This window comes from Salinispora pacifica CNR114 (genome assembly GCF_000514775.1).
Taxonomy (GTDB): Bacteria; Actinomycetota; Actinomycetes; order Mycobacteriales; family Micromonosporaceae; genus Micromonospora; species Micromonospora pacifica.
Genome location: NZ_AZWO01000060.1, coordinates 1 through 19,677 on the forward strand (window position 1 = coordinate 1; position 19,677 = coordinate 19,677).

Annotated in this window: 11 protein-coding genes; 5 read left to right on the top strand and 6 right to left on the bottom strand. The window is 72.1% G+C overall.

Annotated features, from left to right (window positions below):
• From B118_RS29100 to B118_RS0123845, 3 genes are all read right to left on the bottom strand, one after another.
• A partial coding sequence (locus B118_RS29100; RefSeq protein ID WP_043541951.1) for a type I polyketide synthase occupies positions 1 to 5,852 on the bottom strand: 5,852 nt, incomplete at its 3' end.
• A gap of 150 nt (positions 5,853 to 6,002) precedes the next feature.
• On the bottom strand, positions 6,003 to 6,239 hold the full coding sequence (locus tag B118_RS0123840) for a ferredoxin (RefSeq protein ID WP_018219212.1): 237 nt from the start codon (positions 6,237 to 6,239) through the stop codon (positions 6,003 to 6,005).
• Positions 6,236 to 7,423 carry a cytochrome P450 gene (locus tag B118_RS0123845; protein ID WP_026271064.1) on the bottom strand — a complete coding sequence of 396 codons (1,188 nt, stop codon included), beginning with the start codon at positions 7,421 to 7,423 and terminating at the stop codon, positions 6,236 to 6,238. Before B118_RS0123845 ends, B118_RS0123840 begins: the two co-directional genes overlap by 4 nt.
• A 353-nt stretch (positions 7,424 to 7,776) precedes the next feature.
• Between B118_RS0123845 and B118_RS0123850 the strand changes: the two genes are divergently transcribed.
• From B118_RS0123850 to B118_RS0123865, 4 genes are read left to right on the top strand one after another with little or no spacing between them, the layout of a single operon-like run.
• Positions 7,777 to 9,123, top strand: a complete 1,347-nt coding sequence (locus tag B118_RS0123850; RefSeq protein WP_028185581.1) for a KamA family radical SAM protein — start codon at positions 7,777 to 7,779, stop codon at positions 9,121 to 9,123.
• A 28-nt stretch (positions 9,124 to 9,151) separates the two neighbouring features.
• Positions 9,152 to 10,408 (top strand): pyridoxal phosphate-dependent aminotransferase, encoded by a 1,257-nt coding sequence (locus B118_RS0123855; RefSeq protein WP_028193587.1) that lies wholly within the window; start codon positions 9,152 to 9,154, stop codon positions 10,406 to 10,408.
• A 14-nt stretch (positions 10,409 to 10,422) separates the two neighbouring features.
• The gene (locus tag B118_RS0123860; RefSeq protein WP_018813138.1) at positions 10,423 to 11,352 is read left to right on the top strand and encodes an ACP S-malonyltransferase; all 930 of its coding nucleotides are present in this window, start codon (positions 10,423 to 10,425) and stop codon (positions 11,350 to 11,352) included.
• A 26-nt stretch (positions 11,353 to 11,378) separates the two neighbouring features.
• Complete coding sequence (locus B118_RS0123865) at positions 11,379 to 12,923, top strand: AMP-binding protein (protein WP_028185580.1); 1,545 nt, start codon at positions 11,379 to 11,381, stop codon at positions 12,921 to 12,923.
• Between the two features lie 57 nt (positions 12,924 to 12,980).
• On the opposite strand, the gene B118_RS0123870 is transcribed toward B118_RS0123865, so the two are convergent.
• Positions 12,981 to 14,573, bottom strand: coding sequence for an AMP-binding protein (locus B118_RS0123870; RefSeq protein ID WP_028193588.1), 1,593 nt, complete (start codon positions 14,571 to 14,573; stop codon positions 12,981 to 12,983).
• A 161-nt stretch (positions 14,574 to 14,734) separates the two neighbouring features.
• On the opposite strand from B118_RS0123870, the gene B118_RS0123875 reads away from it, so the two are divergent.
• Positions 14,735 to 14,983 carry a phosphopantetheine-binding protein gene (locus B118_RS0123875; RefSeq protein WP_018813141.1) on the top strand — a complete coding sequence of 83 codons (249 nt, stop codon included), beginning with the start codon at positions 14,735 to 14,737 and terminating at the stop codon, positions 14,981 to 14,983.
• Between the two features lie 101 nt (positions 14,984 to 15,084).
• Here the strand turns inward: B118_RS0123875 and B118_RS0123880 are convergent, their stop codons facing one another.
• Together B118_RS0123880 and B118_RS29105 are read right to left on the bottom strand one after the other, a co-directional pair.
• On the bottom strand, positions 15,085 to 15,990 hold the full coding sequence (locus B118_RS0123880; protein ID WP_018813142.1) for a proline iminopeptidase-family hydrolase: 906 nt from the start codon (positions 15,988 to 15,990) through the stop codon (positions 15,085 to 15,087).
• Between the two features lie 11 nt (positions 15,991 to 16,001).
• On the bottom strand, positions 16,002 to 19,677 hold a 3,676-nt coding region (locus B118_RS29105), incomplete at its 5' end, for a type I polyketide synthase (protein WP_043541955.1).

Genomic DNA, 19,677 nt, shown 5'->3' on the forward strand with positions numbered 1-19,677 from the left:
ATCCCAAAAAAGTCCGCATCAAAATCGGCCGCATCGTAGAGGAAACCACCCTCCAACGAATACGTCTTCCCCGGCTTACCAGGCTCCGGGTCATACATACCCACCAGATCCCAACCCCGATCAGTCGGAAACCCGGAAACCGCATCAACACCACCCTCCAACAACTCCCACAACTGCTCCGGAGTCGCCACCCCACCCGGAAAACGACAACTCATCGCCACAATCGCAATCGGCTCCTGAACGAAGGAGGCCGACGCCGGCTCCGGCACCGCCACCTCCAGCCCGGTGCCCAGCACGGTGGACACCACGAACTCGGCAAGCGCCGCCGGGGTCGGATAGTCGAACACCAGGGTCGCCGGCAGCCGCAGCCCGGTAGCGGCGTTAAGCCGATTACGCAACTCCACGGCGGCCAGCGAGTCGAAGCCCACCTCGTTGAAGGCGCGGCGCGGCTCGATCGCCGCTGCCCCGTCGTGGCCGAGCACGGCGGCGACGTGGGCGCGGATCAGGTCGACGGTGACCCGGTCCCGCTCGGCCGGGGTGAGCGCGGCGAGTTGCCGGGCCCAGCCCTGCGCCGCGTCCGCCGCTCCGGCCGCCTGCGCGGCCCGCCTGGCCGGCAGTGGCACCAGGCCGCGCAGCAGCGCCGGTACCCCCTCCGGGCGGTTGCGCAGCGTGGCCAGGTCGACCTGGATCGGCGCCAGGACCGGCTCATTGACGCCGAGCGCCGCGTCGAGCAGGGTCAGATTCTCCGCCGGGGTGAGGCCGGGCATGCCGGAGCGGTCGATGCGTTGCCGCGCGGCGGCATCCAGCCGCCCGCCCATCCCGCTGTCACCGGTCCACAGGCCCCAGGTGAGGGCGACGGCGGGCCGACCCGCGGCCCGGCGGGCGGTGGCCAGCGCGTTCAGCGCCGCGTTCGCTGCGGCGTAGTTGCCCTGGCCGGCGCAGTCCAGCAGGCTGGCCAGGGAGGAGAAGAGCACGAACACCGACAGGTCCGCGTCGCGGGTCAGCTCGTCGAGGTTGATCGCGCCGTCCAGCTTGGCCTTCAGCACGGCGTCGAGCCGCTCCGGACCGAGTGAGCCGATCACCCCGTCGTCAACGATGCCGGCAGCGTGCACCACCGCCCGCAGCGGCTGGTCGGCCGGGACGGCGGCGAGCAGTGCGGCCAACGCGTCAGAGTCGGCAGCGTCGGCGGCGGCTACCTCGACGGACGCGCCGGCCGCCGCCAGCTCCGCGCACAACTCCGTGACACCGGCCGCCGCCGGGCCGCTGCGGCTGGTCAGCAGCAGGTGGCGTACCCCGTGGGTGTGGACCAGGTGACGGGCGACGTGCGCACCGAGGCCACCGGTGCCGCCGGTGACCAGCACCGTGCCGTCGGTGGGCCAGCGGGTGCCGGCGTCCACCTCGTCGGCTCCGGCGGCGACAGCGGTGGTGGTGGCGACCCGGGCCAGCCGAGGCACACTGATCTCGCCGTCACGCAGCAGCAGCTCCGGCTCACCGGTGGCCAGGGCGGCGGCCAGCAGCGAGGATGGGGCGTCGGTGAGCCGGACGGTGACAAACCGGTCCGGGTTCTCCGTCTGCGCTGCCCGGACCAAGCCCCACACCGCCTCGGCAGCGAGGTCGTCGACCCGGCTGACGAAGACCAGCCGGGAGCCGGCCAGCCGCGCATCGGTCAGCCACTGCTGGAGGGTGGCCAGCGCGTCGGCGGTGGCGACCCGGACGTCACCGGCCCGGACGCCGACGAACGTCCACTCGGGGGCGGTAGCGCCGGCATCGATCGCCGCACCCAGCGCGGCGACGTCCGGGTGTCGGGATGCCGCGCCGATCCGCTCGTCGCCGAGCACACACCAGCGGGGGGTGCCCGATGGCGCGGGCCGGTGCCCCAGCTTCGTCCACTCCAGCCGGAACAGCCGCTCGTGATAGCCGCCCCGGGCGGCGGTGAGCTGGGCGGTGGAGACCGGCCGGGAGACGAGGGAGCGTACCGAGGCGACCGGCGCGCCGGTGGGATCAGCGAGGGCCACCGAGACGCTGTCCCCGGCGGCGGGGGCGATCCGCACCCGCACCTCGGCGGCGCCCGCCGCGTGCAGGGTGATGTCGTTCCAGGCGAACGGGATGCGCACCTCGTCGTCGGCGGATTCGCCGTGGTGGGCCGCCGCATCGATGGCGTGCAGGGCGGCGTCCAGCACCGCCGGGTGCAGGCCGAAGCGAGCGGCGTCCGGGCGGCTGTCGACGGGGAGCGCCACCTCGGCGTACACCTCGGCACCGCGCCGCCAGACGGCCTTGAGGCCCTGGAAGACCGGGCCGTAGCCGTAGCCCTGGCCGGCCAGCACGGGATAGGTATCGGTCAGGTCAACCGGCTCGGCGCCCCGGGGCGGCCACTCGGTGAGCGGGGTGCCGGGGTGGGCGGCCTCCGGAGCGAGGACGCCGCTGACATGCCGGGTCCAGAGCTGGTCGCCCGGCTCGTCGGGGCGGGAGTAGACGGCCACCGGGCAGCGTCCCGCCGGGTCGGCGGCGCTGACCACCACCTGGAGGGCGACCCCGCGCTCATCCAGCGCCAGCGGCGCCTCCAGGGTCAACTCCTCCACCGTGCCGCAGCCGACCTGGTCCCCGGCCCGGACCGCCAGCTCCACGAATGCGGTGCCGGGCAGCAACACCACCCCGGAGATCATGTGGTCGGCCAGCCACGGGTGGCTGCGCAGCGACACCCGGCCGGTGAGCACCACCCCGTCACCGCCGGCCAGGCCGACGACCGCACCCACCAACGGGTGGCCGGCAGCTAGCTGACCGAAGCCGGTCGCGTCGGCGCTGCCGCCACCGGAGGCCAGCCAGAACCGGCGACGTTGGAACGCGTACGTGGGCAGGGCGACCCGGCGGGCACCGCGCGGGGCGAAGAACGCCGACCAGTCCACGGACGCGCCCCGCACGTGTACGCGGGCGAGGGCGGAGACGATGTCGGTCTGCTCATCCTGGTCGGCGCGCAGCACCGGGGTGAAGACCGCGTCGTCGTCCTCGGTGAGGCAGGCCGGGCCCAGCGCGGAGAGCACCCCGGCCGGTCCGAGTTCGAGGAACGTGGTGACGCCCTCGTCGGCCATCGCCCGGACCGCGTCGGCGAAGCGGACACAGTCGCGGACATGCCGCACCCAGTACTCGGGATCGCAGAGTTCACCGGAGAGCACCGCCCGTCCAGTCACCGTGGATACGATCGGTATCGCCGGCGGACGATAGCCGAGCACCTGGGCCAGCCGGCCGAACTCGGCGAGCATCGGCGCCATCAGCGGCGAGTGGAAGGCGTGGCTGACCCGCAGCCGCTTCGTCTTGTGCCCGGCGGCGGCGGCGATGGCGGCGGCGACCTCGAGCACGGCGGCCTCGGTGCCGGAGACCACCACCGAGGCTGGCCCGTTCACCGCCGCCAGGCCCACCTGCGCCTCGCGGCCGGCGAGCAGCGGGCGAACCTGCTCCTCGGTGGCCTGCACGGAGATCATCGCGCCCTCGGCGGGGAGCTGCTGCATGAGTCGACCGCGCGCGGCGACCAGGATCGCCGCGTCCTCCAGGGAGAGCACCCCGGCGACGTGGGCAGCGGCCAACTCGCCGACCGAGTGTCCGGCAAGCACGTCGGGTCGCACCCCCCACGACTCCAGCAGCCGGAACTGGGCGACCTCCACGGCGAACAGCGCGCACTGGGTGTAGGCGGTCTGGTCCAGCAGCGCCGCCTCGGCGGTGCCGGGCTCGGCGAACAGCACGTCGGTCAGGGGCACGTCCAGTTGCAGGTCCAGCCAGCCGCAGGCGGCGTCGAACGCGGCGGCGTAGACCGGATAGGCACGGTAGAGCTCACGTCCGGCGCCGAGCCGCTGGCTGCCCTGCCCGGTGAAGAGGAACCCGAGCCCGCCACCGGTGACCTGTCCCAGGTGTACGCCGGGCAGGTCACCGCCGTCGGCGAGCACGGCCAGCTCATGCAGGGTGGTCGCCCGGTCCCGGGAGACCAGGACCGCGCGGTGCTCCAACGCGGTCCGGGTGGTGGTCAGCGAGTACGCGACGTCAAGCAGCGTCGGGGGGTTCTCGCTGGTGGCCAGGGCGGCGTGCAACGCTGCAGCCTGGGCGCGCAGCGCCGCCCCGCCACGGGCGGAGAGCACCACCGGCAGGCCCTCGCTGGACGGCGGCGGCTCGGCGGGGAGGGCAGGTTCGGCAACGGGCGGGGGCTCCTCGACGATGACGTGCGCGTTGGTCCCGCTGACGCCGAACGAGGAGACCCCGGCGCGGCGCGGCCGGCCCGGATCGGTCCACTCGCGGGCCTCGGTGAGCAGTTCGACGGTGCCGGCGGACCAGTCGACGGTGGGGGTGGGGGTGTCGACGTGCAGGGTGCGCGGCAGCACCCGGTGCCGCATCGCCATCAGCACCTTGATCACCCCGGCGACACCGGCGGCGGCTTGCGAGTGCCCGATGTTGGACTTGAGCGAGCCGAGCCAGAGGGGCCGGTCGGCGGGGCGTTCCCGGCCGTAGGTGGCGATGATCGCCTGCGCCTCGATCGGGTCACCGAGCCGGGTGCCGGTGCCGTGTGCCTCGACCATGTCGATGTCGGTGGGGGTCAGACCGGCGGCGGCCAGCGCCGATCGGATCACCCGCTGTTGGGACGGCCCGTTCGGAGCGGTCAACCCGTTCGATGCGCCATCCTGGTTGATCGCCGATCCGCGGATCACGCCGAGGACGCGGTGGCCGTTGCGTAGGGCGTCGCCGAGTCGCTCCAGCACCAGGATGCCGACGCCCTCGGCCCAGCCGGTCCCGTCGGCGGCCGCCGCGAACGGCTTGCAGAGCCCGTCCGGGGCGAGGCCGCGCTGCCGGCTGAAGGCGGTGAACGCGCCCGGGTGCACCATCACCGCGACTCCGCCGGCCAGCGCGGTGGTGCACTCCCCGCGCTGCACCGCCTGGCAGGCCAGGTGCAGGGCGACCAGGGAGCCCGAGCAGGCGGTGTCCACGGTCAGGGTGGGCCCCTCGAAGCCGAAGGTGTAGGCGAGCCGACCTGACACCACGCTCGGCGCGTTGCCGGTGAGCAGGTAGCCGTCCAGGCCTTCCGGGGCCTCGTGCAGACGGGGGCCGTACTCCTGGGGTTCGGCCCCGATGAAGACCCCGGTCTGGCTGCCGCGCAGCGACGCCGTGTCGATGCCGGCGTCCTCCAGAGCCTCCCAGGCGGTCTCCAGCACCAGCCGCTGCTGGGGGTCCATCGTCATGGCCTCGCGCGGGCTGATGCCGAAGAAGTCCGGATCGAACTCGGCCGCGCCCTCCAGGAACCCGCCCTGGCGGACGTAGGTCTTGCCCGGCTTGCCCGGATCGGGGTCGTAGAGCCCGTCGGTGTCCCAACCCCGGTCGGTCGGGAAGTCGGAGCTGACGTGCCGGCCCTCGGACACCAGCCGCCACAGGTCCTCGGCGGAGTGGCTGTGGCCGGGGTAGCGGCAGCCGATGCCGACCACGGCGATCGGCTCGTCGTCGGTTCGGCGTGGCGGCGCGGCGGCCGGGGCGGGGGCGGCATCGCCGCCGAGCAGGGTCCGCAGCAGCCGCCCGACCGCCTGCGGCGTCGGATGGTCGAAGACCAGGGTGACCGGAAGGTCGAGGCCGGTGGCGGCAGTGAGCCGACGGTGTAGCTCGACCGCGGCGAGCGAGTCGAAGCCCAGCTCGCGGAAGGGCCGGCCCGGCCCAACGGCCTCCGGACCGTCCGGCAGCACGGTCCGCAGCACGTCGCGGGCCTGCTCCCGGACCAGGGCGATGAGTGCCCGGTCCTGCTCGTCGGCTGTGCGGCCCTCCAGTCGCCGCCGCAGGGCCGACAGCGCGCCGGGCTCGGCACCGGTGGGGTTCGCGGACTCGCTCATGGCACGCTCCACTAGGTCTCCGGGTTTCGGCGCCCGGGTCGGTGTCGGTTTCGGCGCCCGGTCACGGCGAGGCCGCCGTGACCGGTAGGGAGGACCGGTCGCGGCGGCCTCGCGGCAACCGGCGGGGGCACCGGTCTGGACGGTGGTCGTTCACTCCTCGGGCGCGAGCAGTGCGCCCGAGGCCGCGTCACGCACTGTGATCGCGGACATCGGGCACATCTCGGCGGCGTCGATGACCGCCTCGTCGGGCGCGGTCTCCGGGGCCAGGACGGATGCCTTACCGGTGCGGACCTCAAGCTGGCGGGGCGCCGCGCCGGCGCAGACCCCGGTACCGATGCAGGCCTCCCGGTCGACGGTCACCGTCCAGCGGGTTTCCACCGCGGTCACCAGCCCACCAGCAGCCGGCTCGGGCCCCGGACCAGCAGGCCGGACTTCCACGACACGCCCTCGTCACCGTCGGCCAGGCGCAGGTCGGGGAAGCGGTCCAGGACGGTGTGCAGGGCCACCTGCAGCTCCATCCGGGCCAACTGCGCGCCGAGACAGTGGTGCGGGCCGTGTCCGAAGGCGACGTGCGGGTTCTGCTCGCGGGTGAAGTCGAAGGTCTCCGGGTTCTCGAAGACCTCCGGGTCGCGGTTGGCGCCCGGCAGGGAGACCAACACCGGCTGGCCGGCGCGCACGGTGATCCCGCTGAGCGTCACGTCCTCCACCGCGTAGCGGGGGAACATGGCGGCCGGGTTGAGCGGGATCATCCGCAGCAGCTCCTCCACGGCGGCCGGCACCAGGCTCCGGTCGGCGCGTAGCTGCGCCATCAGCTCCGGATGGGTGAGCAGCGCGTAGACAAAGTTCGGGATGTGCGTGGAGACCGTCTCGACGCCGGTGAGCAGCAGCCCGACCCCGGCGATGGAGAGCAGCTCCTGCTCGGTCAGCCGGTCGCCCTCGTCGCGGGCCTTGACCAGCGCTCCGAGAAGGTCGTCGGTGGGCTCCGCGCGACGCTGGGCGACCAGCTTGCCCATGTAGTCGAACAGCTGCTCGGCGTAGACCATCAACTGCTCGCTGGTACTGGTCAGTCCCTCGGTCCAGATCCGGAACTGGGCGCGGTCCTCGAACGGCACACCGAGCAGCTCGCAGATCACCGTGACCGGGTACGGCAGGGCGAACAGCTCGACCAGATCGCCCGGCGAGCCCTTGGCGATCATCTCGTCGACGTACTCGTTGGCGATCCGCTGCGCGTCCGCGCGGATCGCGTTGACCCGGCGGGCGGTCAGCGCCTTACCGGCCAACCTGCGGAGCCGGGTGTGGTCCGGCGGGTCGAGGCCGATGATGCCCTCGTACGTCATCTCCGCACGGGTACGGGGTTGGTCCTTGCCCTGCGCAGCGGCTCGGCTGAACCTCGGATCCGTCAACACGGTCTTGACATCCTCGTACCGGGTGACCAGCCAGGACACCTCGCCGTACGGCAGTTGCACCCGGGCCAGCGGCTCGGTCCGGCGCAGCAGCTCGTAGGTCGGGTCGATGCCGATTCCGCGCGACTCGCGGAACGGGTACTCACGGATCTCCTGATCGATCGTCACGGGCACTCCCTCGGGTCGCACCGGGCGCACGGATTGGGCGCTGGCGTCGATGTCTCGTCGGCCGCTCGGTGTGGTACGGCAGCTCCGGGCGACCCGCCGGGCACCGGCCGGACCAGGCGAGGAATACGTAATCAGGAAAGGAAATCCAGCTACACCCCCGCACCGCCCCTACCTTCCCCCTACCACGATTGGTAAGGGCGAGTCTGGGGTGCCGCTAGGGGTCCGGGTGGCCGGTCCGCCACTAGCCTCGGTTCAAGACAATGCGCTATTGACCGTCGCGCGATTCTCGCCGGCGTGCACCGGTGATTGAGTCATGCCACGTCGGTGGGCGCAATCCCCCTGGAGGATGGCTGATGTCCCTGCTCATTTCCACGATCGCTGGTCCGGGGCGGTTCCACTCCTTCGGCCCGCACCATATCGACAAACTGGGCGCCCGCTTCGGACTGTCGGCCGACAATCTGCACGCGATCCGCACCATTTCCCAGGTACTGCCGTTCCGGGTCAATGAATACGTATTGTCGCACCTGATCGACTGGGACCGCATCCCGGACGACCCGATCTTCCGATTGGTGTTCCCGCAGCGTGGCATGCTCGCCGCGGACGACGAACGACTCCTCGGCGACCTACTGGACGCCGGCGACCGCAAGCGGCTGCGCGTGGAGGTGGCCCGCATCCGGGCCGGACTCAACCCGCACCCGTCCGGGCAGCAGCAGCACAACGTGCCGCACCTGGACGGTCACGAGCTGCCCGGAATGCAGCACAAGTACCGGGAGACGGTGCTGTACTTCCCCCAGCAGGGGCAGACCTGCCACGCCTACTGCACCTACTGCTTCCGCTGGGCACAGTTCGTCGGCGACGCCGACCTGCGGTTCGCCGCGCCGGGCCCCGAGCAGCTGGTGTCGTACCTGCACCGGCATCCGGCGGTGACCGACGTACTGGTCACCGGCGGCGATCCGATGATCATGTCGACGGAGCGGCTACGCAGCCACGTCGAGCCGCTGCTCCAGGTGGACACGGTACGCACCATCCGCTTCGGTACCAAGGCGGTCGCATACTGGCCATCCCGGTTCGTCTCCGACAGCGACGCCGACGACCTGCTGCGGCTCTTCGCACAGGTGGTCGCCGCCGGCCGCACCGTCGCGGTGATGGCGCACTTCAGCCACCCGCGTGAACTCGCCACCGAGATCGCCACGCGGGCCATCGCCCGGATCCGGTCGACCGGAGCGGTGGTTTACTGCCAGGCCCCGCTGATCCGCTACGTCAACGACGACCCCCGCGCCTGGAGCGACATGTGGCGGGCCGAGCTGGCTGTCGGTGCGGTGCCCTACTACATGTTCGTCGAGCGGGACACCGGGCCTCGGGACTACTTCCAGGTGCCGCTCACCCGCGCCGCCGACATCTTCCGTACCGCCTATCAGGACCTGCCGGGTCTGGCCCGGACCGTGCGCGGACCGGTCATGTCGGCGACCCCCGGCAAGGTCCTGGTCGACGGCGTCGAACAGACCCCGCACGGCGACTTCTTCCAACTCCGGTTGATCCAGTCCCGCGACCGACGGCTGGTCGGCCGGCCGTTCCGGGCCCGGTGGTCACCGGACGCGGCGTGGCTGAGCGACCTGCAGATCGACCCGGCCGCCCCGACGGACATCCTCGCCGCGGTCGGCCCCAGCGCGGCCCGCCCCGGCGCGGTCGTCACCACCTGAGCACGAACCGACCCGAAGGGAGCTGGCGATGGCCGGCCGGAAGATCTCGCCCAATCTCGCACTCGACCAGCTGGTCGCGGAGCGGATCGCCAGGGGCGAGTCCATCGTGCACCTCGGTTTCGGCGAGTCCCGCCTGCCGGTCTTTGCGCCGCTGGCGCGGCAACTGACCGCGGGTGCGGACCGCAACGCGTACGGGCCGGTGGTCGGCGACCCGGCCACCCGGGAGGCCGTGGCCGGCTACTTCTTCCGCCGCCGCCTGCCCACGGAGGCCAACCAGGTGATCGTCGCGCCGGGCAGTAAACCGCTGCTGATGGCCCTGCAACTGGTGGTCGACGGTGACACCCTGGTCGCCCTGCCCAGCTGGGTCACCTACGCCCCGCAGGCCCGGCTGGCCGGCAAGAACGTGCGGGGGGTGCCGATCCCGAAGTCCGGCGGCGGAGTGCCCGACCCGGCAGCGCTGCGGGAGACCATCCGCACCGCCCGGACGCTCGGCCAGGCCCCCCGGATCCTCATCCTCACCTCGCCGGACAACCCGACGGGCACCCACGCCCCAGCCGAGGTGATCCGGGAGCTGTGCGCGATCGCCGAGGAGGAGGACCTGCTGATCGTCTCGGATGAGATCTACCGGGACATCCTGCACAAGCCGGGCGCGGACCTGCTCAGCCCGGCGGAGGTCGCGCCCCGGCGGACCGTGGTGATCACCGGGTTGAGCAAGAACCTGGCGCTCGGCGGCTGGCGGATCGGGGCGGCCCGATTCCCGGCTGGCGGGTGGGGCGAGCGGATCCACGCGGACGTGGCCGCGGTGGCCAGCGAGATATGGTCCACCCTGGCCGGCCCGATGCAGTCCGTGGCCCGGTACGCCTTCGCCGAGCCACCGGAGATCCGCGAGCGGCTGGCGGCGGACGCCGCGCTGCACGGCGCGGTGGCCGGCGCCATGCACCGGATCATGGTGGACGCGGGCGCAACCTGCCCGCCACCGACCGGCGCGTTCTACGTCTACCCGGACTTCGCACCGCTGCGGGGCCCCCTAGCCGAGCAGGGCGTCACCGACGGCGCGTCGTTGCAGCGCCACCTGCTGGCGGAGTTGGGGATCGCGGTGCTCTCCGGCCACCACTTCGGAGACCGACCCGACGCGCTGCGCTTCCGCGCCGCGACCAGCATGCTGTACGGCGCCACCGAGCAGCAACAGCGGCAGACCCAGGACGCCGCCGACCCGCTCGCCGTGCCGCACGTCGCCGACGCGCTGGCCCATGTTGAGCAGGCCCTCGCCAAGCTCCCCCGATGACAAGGATGCCAGAAATGACCAACGCCACCGTCTTCCCCGGGATGGGTCCGTGCGAGTTCACCGACGTCGCGAAGTTCATGCTCGTCAACCGGGACGCTCGCGACCTGCTCGCCACCGCGAGCGACGCCCTGGACTACGACCTGTTCGCCCGGTATCGGGACAGTGATGACGACTACTCCGAGTACGCCCAGGTGGCCTTCCTGGTCAACTGTGTGGCATTGGCCCGCTGGGCGGAGCGGGTGCTGGACCTGCGGCCAAGCCTGGTCGCCGGGCCCAGCTTCGGGGGCAAAGCCGCCGCCGTGTACAGCGGCGCGCTGGACTTCGCCGAGGCGGTACGGATGACCGCGCGGCTGTCCCGGATCGAGACGGAGTACTTCGCGGCCGAGCAGCCGGGGGTGGTGACGATGTCCTTCGTCCGGACCCCGCCGGATCGGCTGCGGGAAATTCTGGGCGAACTGGACGAGGCCGGTGAGTGGTACGAAATCTCCTGCTATGTAGACACCGACTTCTGGATGGTGACGCTGCACGAGGGACGCACCGACTGGTTGGCGCAGCGGCTACGCGCCGGCGGTGGGCTGCCGCTGTACGTGATGGATCCGCCGCTACACGCTGCCGCTTTCCAGCCGCTACGCGACCGGGTGGAGGCGGAGCTGTTCGCGTCGCTGCACTTCACCGACCCGCAGATCCCGGTCGTCGCCGACCAGGATGGCACGGTGCGGGACACCGCCGACGGGGTGCGGGCCATGTTGCTCGACGGCATCGTCACGCCGGTGCGCTGGCCGGAGGTGGTCGGCACGTTCCAACGGTTGGGCGTGGAGACGGTGCACGTCTGTGGGTCGGACCGGTTGTGGGGTCGGGTGGGGGCGACCGTCCGCAACTTCCACACCACCATCGTTGACCCGCGGCGGGCGATGTCGCCGATCCGCCGCACCGTGGCCGCGTGACGGCCGGTCGAGCACGGAGGACGATGATGACTCAGCACCCCGACTACGCCCTGTCCGGGCGATTCCTGCAGGGGCTGGCCGCCGCGCCCCGGGCCACCGCCCTGCACCTGCCGTCCGGCCCGGTCAGCTACGAGGAACTACACGACACCGCCCTGCGCTGGGCGGGGGCGCTGGCCGCTGGCCCGGACGGGCCACCCCGGGTGGTCGGCATCCTGGCCGGCAAGACCCTGGAGTCGTACGCGGGGCTGCTCGCCACCCTGTACGTCGGTGCGACCGCCGTACCGCTACACCCGGAGTTCCCGGCGACGCGCACCGCACGGATGCTCACCGCGTGCGGGGTGTCCACCCTGTTGCTCGACGACGCCGGTCTGGCGGTACGGGCCGAGTTGGGCGATGTGGTCTCCGGGGTGCCGGTGCTGGCACCGGTGGTGGACCCGGGCGGCAGCAGCACCGGTCTCCGGCTCCCGGTGGCCTCGGCGACGCCGCTGGCCGAGCCCCACCCGGCCGGCCCCGACGACGTGGCCTACGTGCTGTTCACCTCCGGTTCGACGGGGCGCCCCAAGGCGGTGCCGATCACCCACGGCAACCTGCGGCACTACTTCTCGGTGCTGGACGACCGGTACGGCTTCGGGCCGGACGACCGCTTCTCACAGTCGTTCGACCTGAATTTCGACTGCGCCATGTTCGACCTCTTCTGCGCCTGGGGTGCGGGGGCGAGCATGCACCCGGTGCCCCCGGGGGCGTACCGGGACGTCCCGGCGTTCGTGGCCGAGCGGGGCCTGACGGTGTGGTTCTCCACCCCCAGCGCCATCACCCTGGTCCGGCGGACCGGACGGCTGGTTCCGGCGGCGATGCCGTCGCTGCGGTGGAGCTTCTTCGCCGGAGAGGCGCTGCACGCCGCCGACGCGGTGGACTGGCAGACGGCGGCACCCGGGTCGACCCTGGAGAACATCTACGGCCCGACCGAGCTGACCGTCACCATCACCGGGCACCGCTGGTCGCCGCAGACCTCGCCAGGGCTCTGCGTCAACGGCCTCGTCCCAATCGGATCCCTGCACGACGGACACGACGGGGTGCTGCTCGACGCGGACGGCGCGGCCAACGAGGTGGAGGGTGAACTCCTGGTCACCGGCCCACAGCTGACCCCCGGCTACCTCGATCCGGCCGACGACGAGGGTCGGTTCCTCATCCGGGACGGCCGACGCTGGTACCGCACCGGCGATCGGGTGCGGCGGCTGCGGAACAAGGAATTGATCTACCTGGGCCGGCTGGACGCCCAGGTGCAGGTGCACGGCTGGCGGGTCGAGCTGGCCGAGATCGAGCACGCGTTGCGGGGCTGCCCCGGGATCGAGGACGCGATCACCGTGGCCCGGGCCGGGGCCGGCGGCACCGAACTGGTGGTCTTCTACACCGGCGAGCCGACCGCACCGGCGGAGCTGTCCCGGCAGCTACGGCAGATCCTGCCGAAGGGGATGTTGCCCCGCTCGTACCGACACGTACCGGAGTTCCCGCTGAACTCCAACCGGAAGGTCGACCGGGCCCGGCTGGCCCGTACGGCCGCCGAGGCCTGACCCGGACCGGTCGGGCCCACGTCAACGGGAACCGACCGGGGACCGGCGGACGGTGGATCAGCCCGCGGGTTCTCCGGCGCGGGCGGCGAGCGCCCGCCGGTCGACCTTGCCATTGGCGTTGACCGGCAGCTCGTCGAGGACCCGCACCTGCTGCGGCACCATGAAGTCGGGCAGCGCCTCCAGGCAGAACGCGCCGAGCTCCATCTCCTCGACGCCGGTGACACCCGGGTCGAGCACCACGAAGGTGGCCAGCACCGGATCCCTGCCCTCCTGGGGGAGCATCAGCGCGGCGGCGCCGGCGACGCCCGGGAACTCCCGGACCCGGCGCTCCACCTCGCCCAGCTCGACCCGGTTGCCGCGTACCTTGACCAGCGAGTCGACCCGGCCGGTGAAGTACAGTTCACCGCCCTCCCCCCGGTACGCCAGGTCGCCGGTGCGGAAGACCACCTGCCCGGTGGCCGGGTTGAGCGGGTCGGGCACCAGAGCCTCGGCGGTCGCCTCTGGGTCGTTCCAGTAGCCGTTGAACAGGGCGGCGCTGCGCAGATGGATCTGGCCGACCACACCCGCCTCATCGACCGGCCGACCGTCCTCGTCGATCAGTAGCATCTCCGCACCAGGGTGGGCGTGACCGATGGAGATCCGGTCCGCGTCGTCGGGCAACGGGTTCGGCACGTCGGTGAAGGATGCGGCGAGGGACTCACTGCTGCCGAAGCAGTTGACCACCCGGGCCCGGGGCAGGGCCCGTTGCAGTTCGCGCAGCTCGGGCAGCGGGAAGTTCTCGCCGGAGTAGAGCACACCGCGGATCTGCTCACCGAGCGCGGCCAGCCCCGCGTACTCATGCCGCAGCACGCCCCGCCAAATCGACGGGACGCCATTGACCTGGGTGGCTCCGGTGTCGGTGAGAAACTGCACGAACCGACGTGGCCAGCGCAGCAGCGCCCGGGGAACCGGCACGACGGCCGCGCCGCTGCCCAGGGCCAAGCCGATGTCGAGCAGGGAGAAGTCGAACTGGAGCGGAGAGGTGGTCGCGACCCGGTCCTCGGCGGAGACGATGCCGTGCCGGAGCATGCCTCGGAAGAAGGCGAGTACGCCCCGGTGGCTCATCACGACGCCCTTGGGCCGACCGGTGGTGCCGGAAGTGAAGATCACGTAGGCGGGGTCGGTGGGGACCAGTTCCCGGCGGCGCCGGGTGCGGGGCGTCGGGGCCCGTTCGACCTGGATACCGTCGGTGCCGAAGCGGGCGGTGCCCAGCGGGGTGGGCACCGTCTCCCGGCGACCGTCAACGGTTTGCAGGTGCAGCGCCGCCTCGGTGCTCTCGGCGATCAGCGCGAGGCGCTGCGCAGGTGTCTCCGGGCTGACCGGGACGAAGGTGAGCCCCAGCGAGGAGCAGGCCAGGAAGGCGGCGATGGCGGTCGGCGAGGTGTCCGACTCCAGGATCACCCGGTCGCCGATGTCCAGGCCCAACTCGTCGAGAGCGGCGGCGTAGCCGTCAACCCGCTGGGCGAGCTGACGGTACGACAGGGTGCCGGTCTCGCCACCGACGGCCTGGACGACAGCCGGCCGGTCGGGTGTCAATCGGGCGCCCGCCAACAGAAACTCGGGCAGTGTCTCCACGGAGGCGTGCGTGCGCGCGAAAATATCTCGACCCATGGCCGGATCGTATCGGCGACCTTAAGTGCGTTGCACCCGCATCGACACCCCTAGCGACCCCTAACCGTCGACGCTCCGCAGGGCCAGAAATTGTCGGGTCGTCTACGCCCGGCGGTCGTTGCTAGCGTTTCCTCACCCTGCACCGGAAGGAAATCACCGACATGTGGGATCAACGGTTCGAGACCATCCTGCGCCAGCACCTTCCCTTCCTCGACCCGGAGGAGCCGCTGCTGGGCGGCACCAGCCTGCGGGACTCGGGCCTGGACTCCCTCGCCATGGTCGAGCTGCTGGCCATGCTCGAAAGCGAGTACAACGTACGGTTCGTCGACGAGGCGATGTCGATGGAGACGTTTGCCACCCCAGAGACACTCTGGAGCGCAATAAACGACATGCTCGGTGCTTCCGTGTGACGCATCCCGCACACAGTGGCCCGTGACCATCTCGGTCGCGGGCCTTTTCGACGACTCAGCTCCGCCTCGAATCGACGAGAGCACCCGGGTGAACGACAAGCTCAGAGCTGGTCGAGAAACTCGGTGAGGAGGTCGGTGAACCGCTCCGGGGTCTCCAGGTGGGGCAGGTGACTGGCCCCGTTGATGATCTCCCAGCGAGCACCGGGGACCAGATCGTGGAAGGGGCGTACCGCGGCCGGGGTGACCTCGTCGTGCTCGCCGCTGATGACCAGGGTGGGTGCGTCGATCTGCGGCAACCGGTCGACCAGCGAGTAGTCGCGCAGGGTCCCGGTCACGCAGAACTCGCTCGGCCCGTTCATCGAGTGGTAGACGGTAGGATCCCCGTTGATCTCCATGAAGCTGGCCATCAGCTCTGGCGGCAGCGGCTTACGCCGGCATACGTGCCGCTGGTAGAAGACCATCATCGCCGCCACGTAGGCGGGGCTGTCGGTGGTGCCGGCGGCCTCGTGCCGGCGTAGTGTCTCGTCCACGCCGGGGGGCAGCGCGGCCCGCAGGACGTCCAGCTCGGGCAGCCACAGCGGATATGACGCGGGCGCGTTGGCGATCACCAGGCCGCGCAGCCCGGCGGGCCGATCCACCGCGTGCGCCGCCGCGAGGACCCCGCCCCAGGACTGCCCGAACAGGACGTACCTGTCGGCGATACCGAGCCGACGCAGGAGGTTGTCCAGCTCGGCCAGGAACAGCTCCACCGTCCAGAAGTCAGCGCCACGGTCCCGCAGGTGGGTGGCGCCGCCGTTACCGAGCTGGTCGTAGTGCACCACCGGGCGACCGGAGCGGCTCAGCTCGGCCAGGCTGAGTAGGTAGTCATGGGTACTGCCCGGGCCGCCATGCAGCACGACGAGCGGCGGTGAACCCTCGTGCAGCCGGCCTGTCACGCGGTACCACGTCCGGTAGTCGCCGAACTCCACGGTGCCCTTGTCGGTCGGTGCCAGTGTCATCGCGTTCACTCCAGCTGTCGTCACTGCGAGATCCAGTCCCGGACCACGCCGGCCGTCGCAGCGACCTGCCCCTCCATCATGGTGAAGTGGTCGCCGGGCACCTCCCGGAGTGTGTGCGGGGTTTCCCAGGTGGCTCGCCACCCATCGTCATCGCCAGCCATGATGGATTCCCGCGGCCGGACGAAGAGCACCGGTGTGTCGATCGGCTCGATCGGGCAGCTTTCCAGCAGCCGCACGTAGCGGCCCATCGCCGACAGCCGGGCGCTGCTGAACTCGCCGAACTCGGCCTCCCGGTCCAGCAGCGAGTCGAGCATGTGGGTGAAGAAGGCCGGTGTGGTGCTGCCGGTGGTCAGGTACGTGTCCAGCAGCACCACCCCGACCGGGCCGTGTCCCTGCCGCTCCAGCTCACCGGCGGTGGCGTGGGCGAACAGCCCACCCGAGGAGTAGCCGACCAGGATGTACGGCCCCTGTTCGGCGATCGGGCGGACCATCTCGGCGAAGACCCGCACCGCCGCGTCGGACGAGGCGGGCAGGCTCTCGTCACGGCCGAAGCCCGGCACCGGCAGGGTCCACACGTCGCGGGTGCCACCGAACTCGGCGGTGAACCGGGCGTATTGCTGATCGCCGCCGAGCGCCATCGGTGAGGGGAGGCAGACCATCGCCGGCCCCTGGTCGCCGCGGGCGAGCCGGCGGGGCCTGGGCATCTCCGGCAGGCCGGCCGGCCCGTCAAAGGTGGGCCGGATGTCGGCGACCGCGTACAGCAGGGACAGGCCCTGCTGTACCCGGCCACCCTGGACGGCGGTACGGAACAACGCGCTCATGGTGTCGGCAGCGTCGGCCGGGCCGGTGTGTTCCTCGGCCGGCGGAGCGGCCAGTTCGGTGCGCAGCAGGGCGGCGAGTTCGGCGACGCTGCCGTGATCGAAGACCACGCCCGTGTCCAGCCGCAGCCCCGTGGCCTCGTTCAGGGCGTTACGCAACTCCATCGCGGTGAGCGAGTCGATGCCGAGTTCGACGAAGCGCAGTGCCGGGTCAACGTCGTCGGGTCGGGTGTGGCCGAGCACCGTCGCGGCCCGCCTTCGGACCAGGTCACGCAGCAGCGTCTCCTGGCCGTCGGTGTCGAGCCCGGCGAGGGTGCGCCGCAGCCCCGCCGGGTCGGGTCGGGCCGGGCCGAGCCGGCTCCGCCGGTCCGGGGTGACGAGCGTACGGAGGATCGGCGGCACCTCCGCCGTAGCCGACGTACGCAGGTCGGCCTTGATTGGCACGAGCACCGCGTCTGTACGGGCCAGCGCCGCATCGAGCAGGTCCAGCCCCTCCTGGCTGGACATCGGCAGCACCCCGCCCCGGGACATCCGAGCCCGGTCGGCGCCACCGAGGCTGTCGGCCATGCCGCCGCCGGCCCACGGCCCCCAGGCCAGGGATTGGGCGGGAAGCCCGGCCGCCCGGCGGGCGGCCGCGAGTGCGTCGAGGTAGGCGTTCGCCGCCGCGTAGTTACCCTGGCCCGGCCCGCCGAGCACACCGGCTGCCGAGGAGAAGAGCACAAACGCGGTGAGGTCCGCGTGGCGGGTCAGCTCGTGCAGGTTGGTGGCGGCGTCAATCTTGGGACGTAGCACCGCGTCGAGACGTTCCCGGGTCAGCGAGGGGATGATTCCGTCGTCGAGCAACCCGGCGGCATGCACCACCCCGGTCAGCGGGCGGTCGGCGGACACCCCAGCGAGCAGCGCGGTGACCGCGTCCCGGTCGGCCAGGTCGCAGGCGACGACGGTGACCTCGGCGCCGCGCGCGGTGAGATCGGCGCTCAGCGCGGCCATGCCGTCCGCGTCGGGGCCGCGCCGGCTGGCCAGTAGCAGGTGCCGCACCCCGTGCGCGTCGACCAGGTGCCGGGCGACGAACCCGCCGAGGGCGCCGGCGGCCCCGGTGAGCAGGACGGTGCCGTCGGCGGTGAAAGTGCTGCCGGACGTGCTGTCGGGCGCGCCCGCGGCCACCAGCCGGGCGGCGTGCGCGACGCCCTCGCGGAGGAGCAGTTGCGGTTCGCCGCCGGCCAGCACGGCCGGGAGAGCCAGCACCGACCTGTCGTGGTCGTCGAGGTCAACCAGGACGATCCGGCCTGGGTTCTCCGACTGGGCGGAGCGGGCAAGCCCCCAGACCGCCGCGGCGGCCGGCTGGGTGACCGGCGTGCCCTGCGCGCCGTGGGTGAGGACCATCAGTCGGGACGACGCCAGCCGCTCGTCGGCGAGCCACCGCTGCAGCAGGACGAGGAGCTGCCCGGTGGTGTGCCGAGCGCCGGCCGCGAGGTCACGGCAGTCGGGTTGGACGCTGGCGACCAGCACCACGTCCGGTGCGGCAGCGCCCGCGTCCAGGTCCGCGGTGAGGGCGTCGAGGCCGGGGTGGGTCTCGACGGCCAGCCCGGCCGTGTCGAGCGCGGCGGCCACCTTGAACTCGTCGGTGCCGATGAGTGCCCAGTGGCCGGTGTCCGCGGTGGTGGGCAGCGGCACCGGGGTCCAGTCGATCCGGTACAGGTGCTCCTGCCGGCCGCCGCGAGCGGCCCCCAGCTGACTGACATCGATCTCCCTCAGTACCAGGGCGTCGACTCGCGCGACGGGTACGCCGGTCTCGTCGGCGAGCGTGAGGGCGACCTGCTCGGGTCCGGTGGGAGTGACGGTGACCCGAAGGGCGACGGCGCCGGTGGCGTGGATGGTCACCCCGGCCCAGGAGAATGGGACGGCAGGCGCGCCCTCGCCCCGGCTGAGGCCGATGGCGTGCAGGGCCGCGTCGAACAGGCCCGGGTGCAGGTGGAACCGGTCGGCGTCGGTCACATCGGCGGGAAGCGCGATCTCGGCGTACACCTCGTCGCCGTGTCGCCAGGCGGTCCGCAGGCCCCGGAAGACCGGGCCGTAGCCGAGGCCGACCTCGGCCATCCGCTCGTACAGTCCGTCGAGGTCGACGGGGGTGGCGGCGGCTGGGGGCCACGGGGCCGGCGGGTCGGCGGGTGGGACCGGTGGGGCCGGGGCGACCACGCCGACGGCGTGCCGGGTCCACGGCGCGTCCTGGTGCCGGGAGTAGACGGTGACCGGCCGCGAGTTGTCCGTGCCGGGCGCACCCACGGCGACCTGCACCTGTACGCCGCCGTCGTCCGGGATGACCAGCGGGGCCTGGAGGGCGAGTTCGGTCAGTTGGCCGCAGCCGACGTGGTCACCGGCATGCACGACGATCTCCACCAGGCCGGTGCCGGGCAGCACGATCGTGTCGCCAAGCGCATGGTCGGCCAGCCACGGGTGGGTACGCCGGGACAGGAGGCCGGTGGCGATGAGCCCGTCGGTGTCGGGGAGAGCGGTGACAGCCGACAGCAGCGGATGTTCGGCATCAAGCAGGCCGGCGGCGGTGACGTCCTTGTCGGCTCCGGTGTCGTGCAGCCAGTAATGCTGGTGTTGGAAGGCATACGTCGGCAAATCCACCCGCCGCCCACCCCCACACACCACACCCCAATCCAAATCCACACCCGACACCCACACCCGCCCCATCCCCTCCACAAACCGCAACACCTCATCACCACCACCCCGCTGCAACCCCACCACCACCGCCCCCGGCACACACTCCCCCACCATCGCCGACAACACACTGTCCGGACCCACCTCCACAAACCGCGACACCCCACGCCCCACCAACGTCTGCACCGCATCCGCAAACCGCACCGTCCCC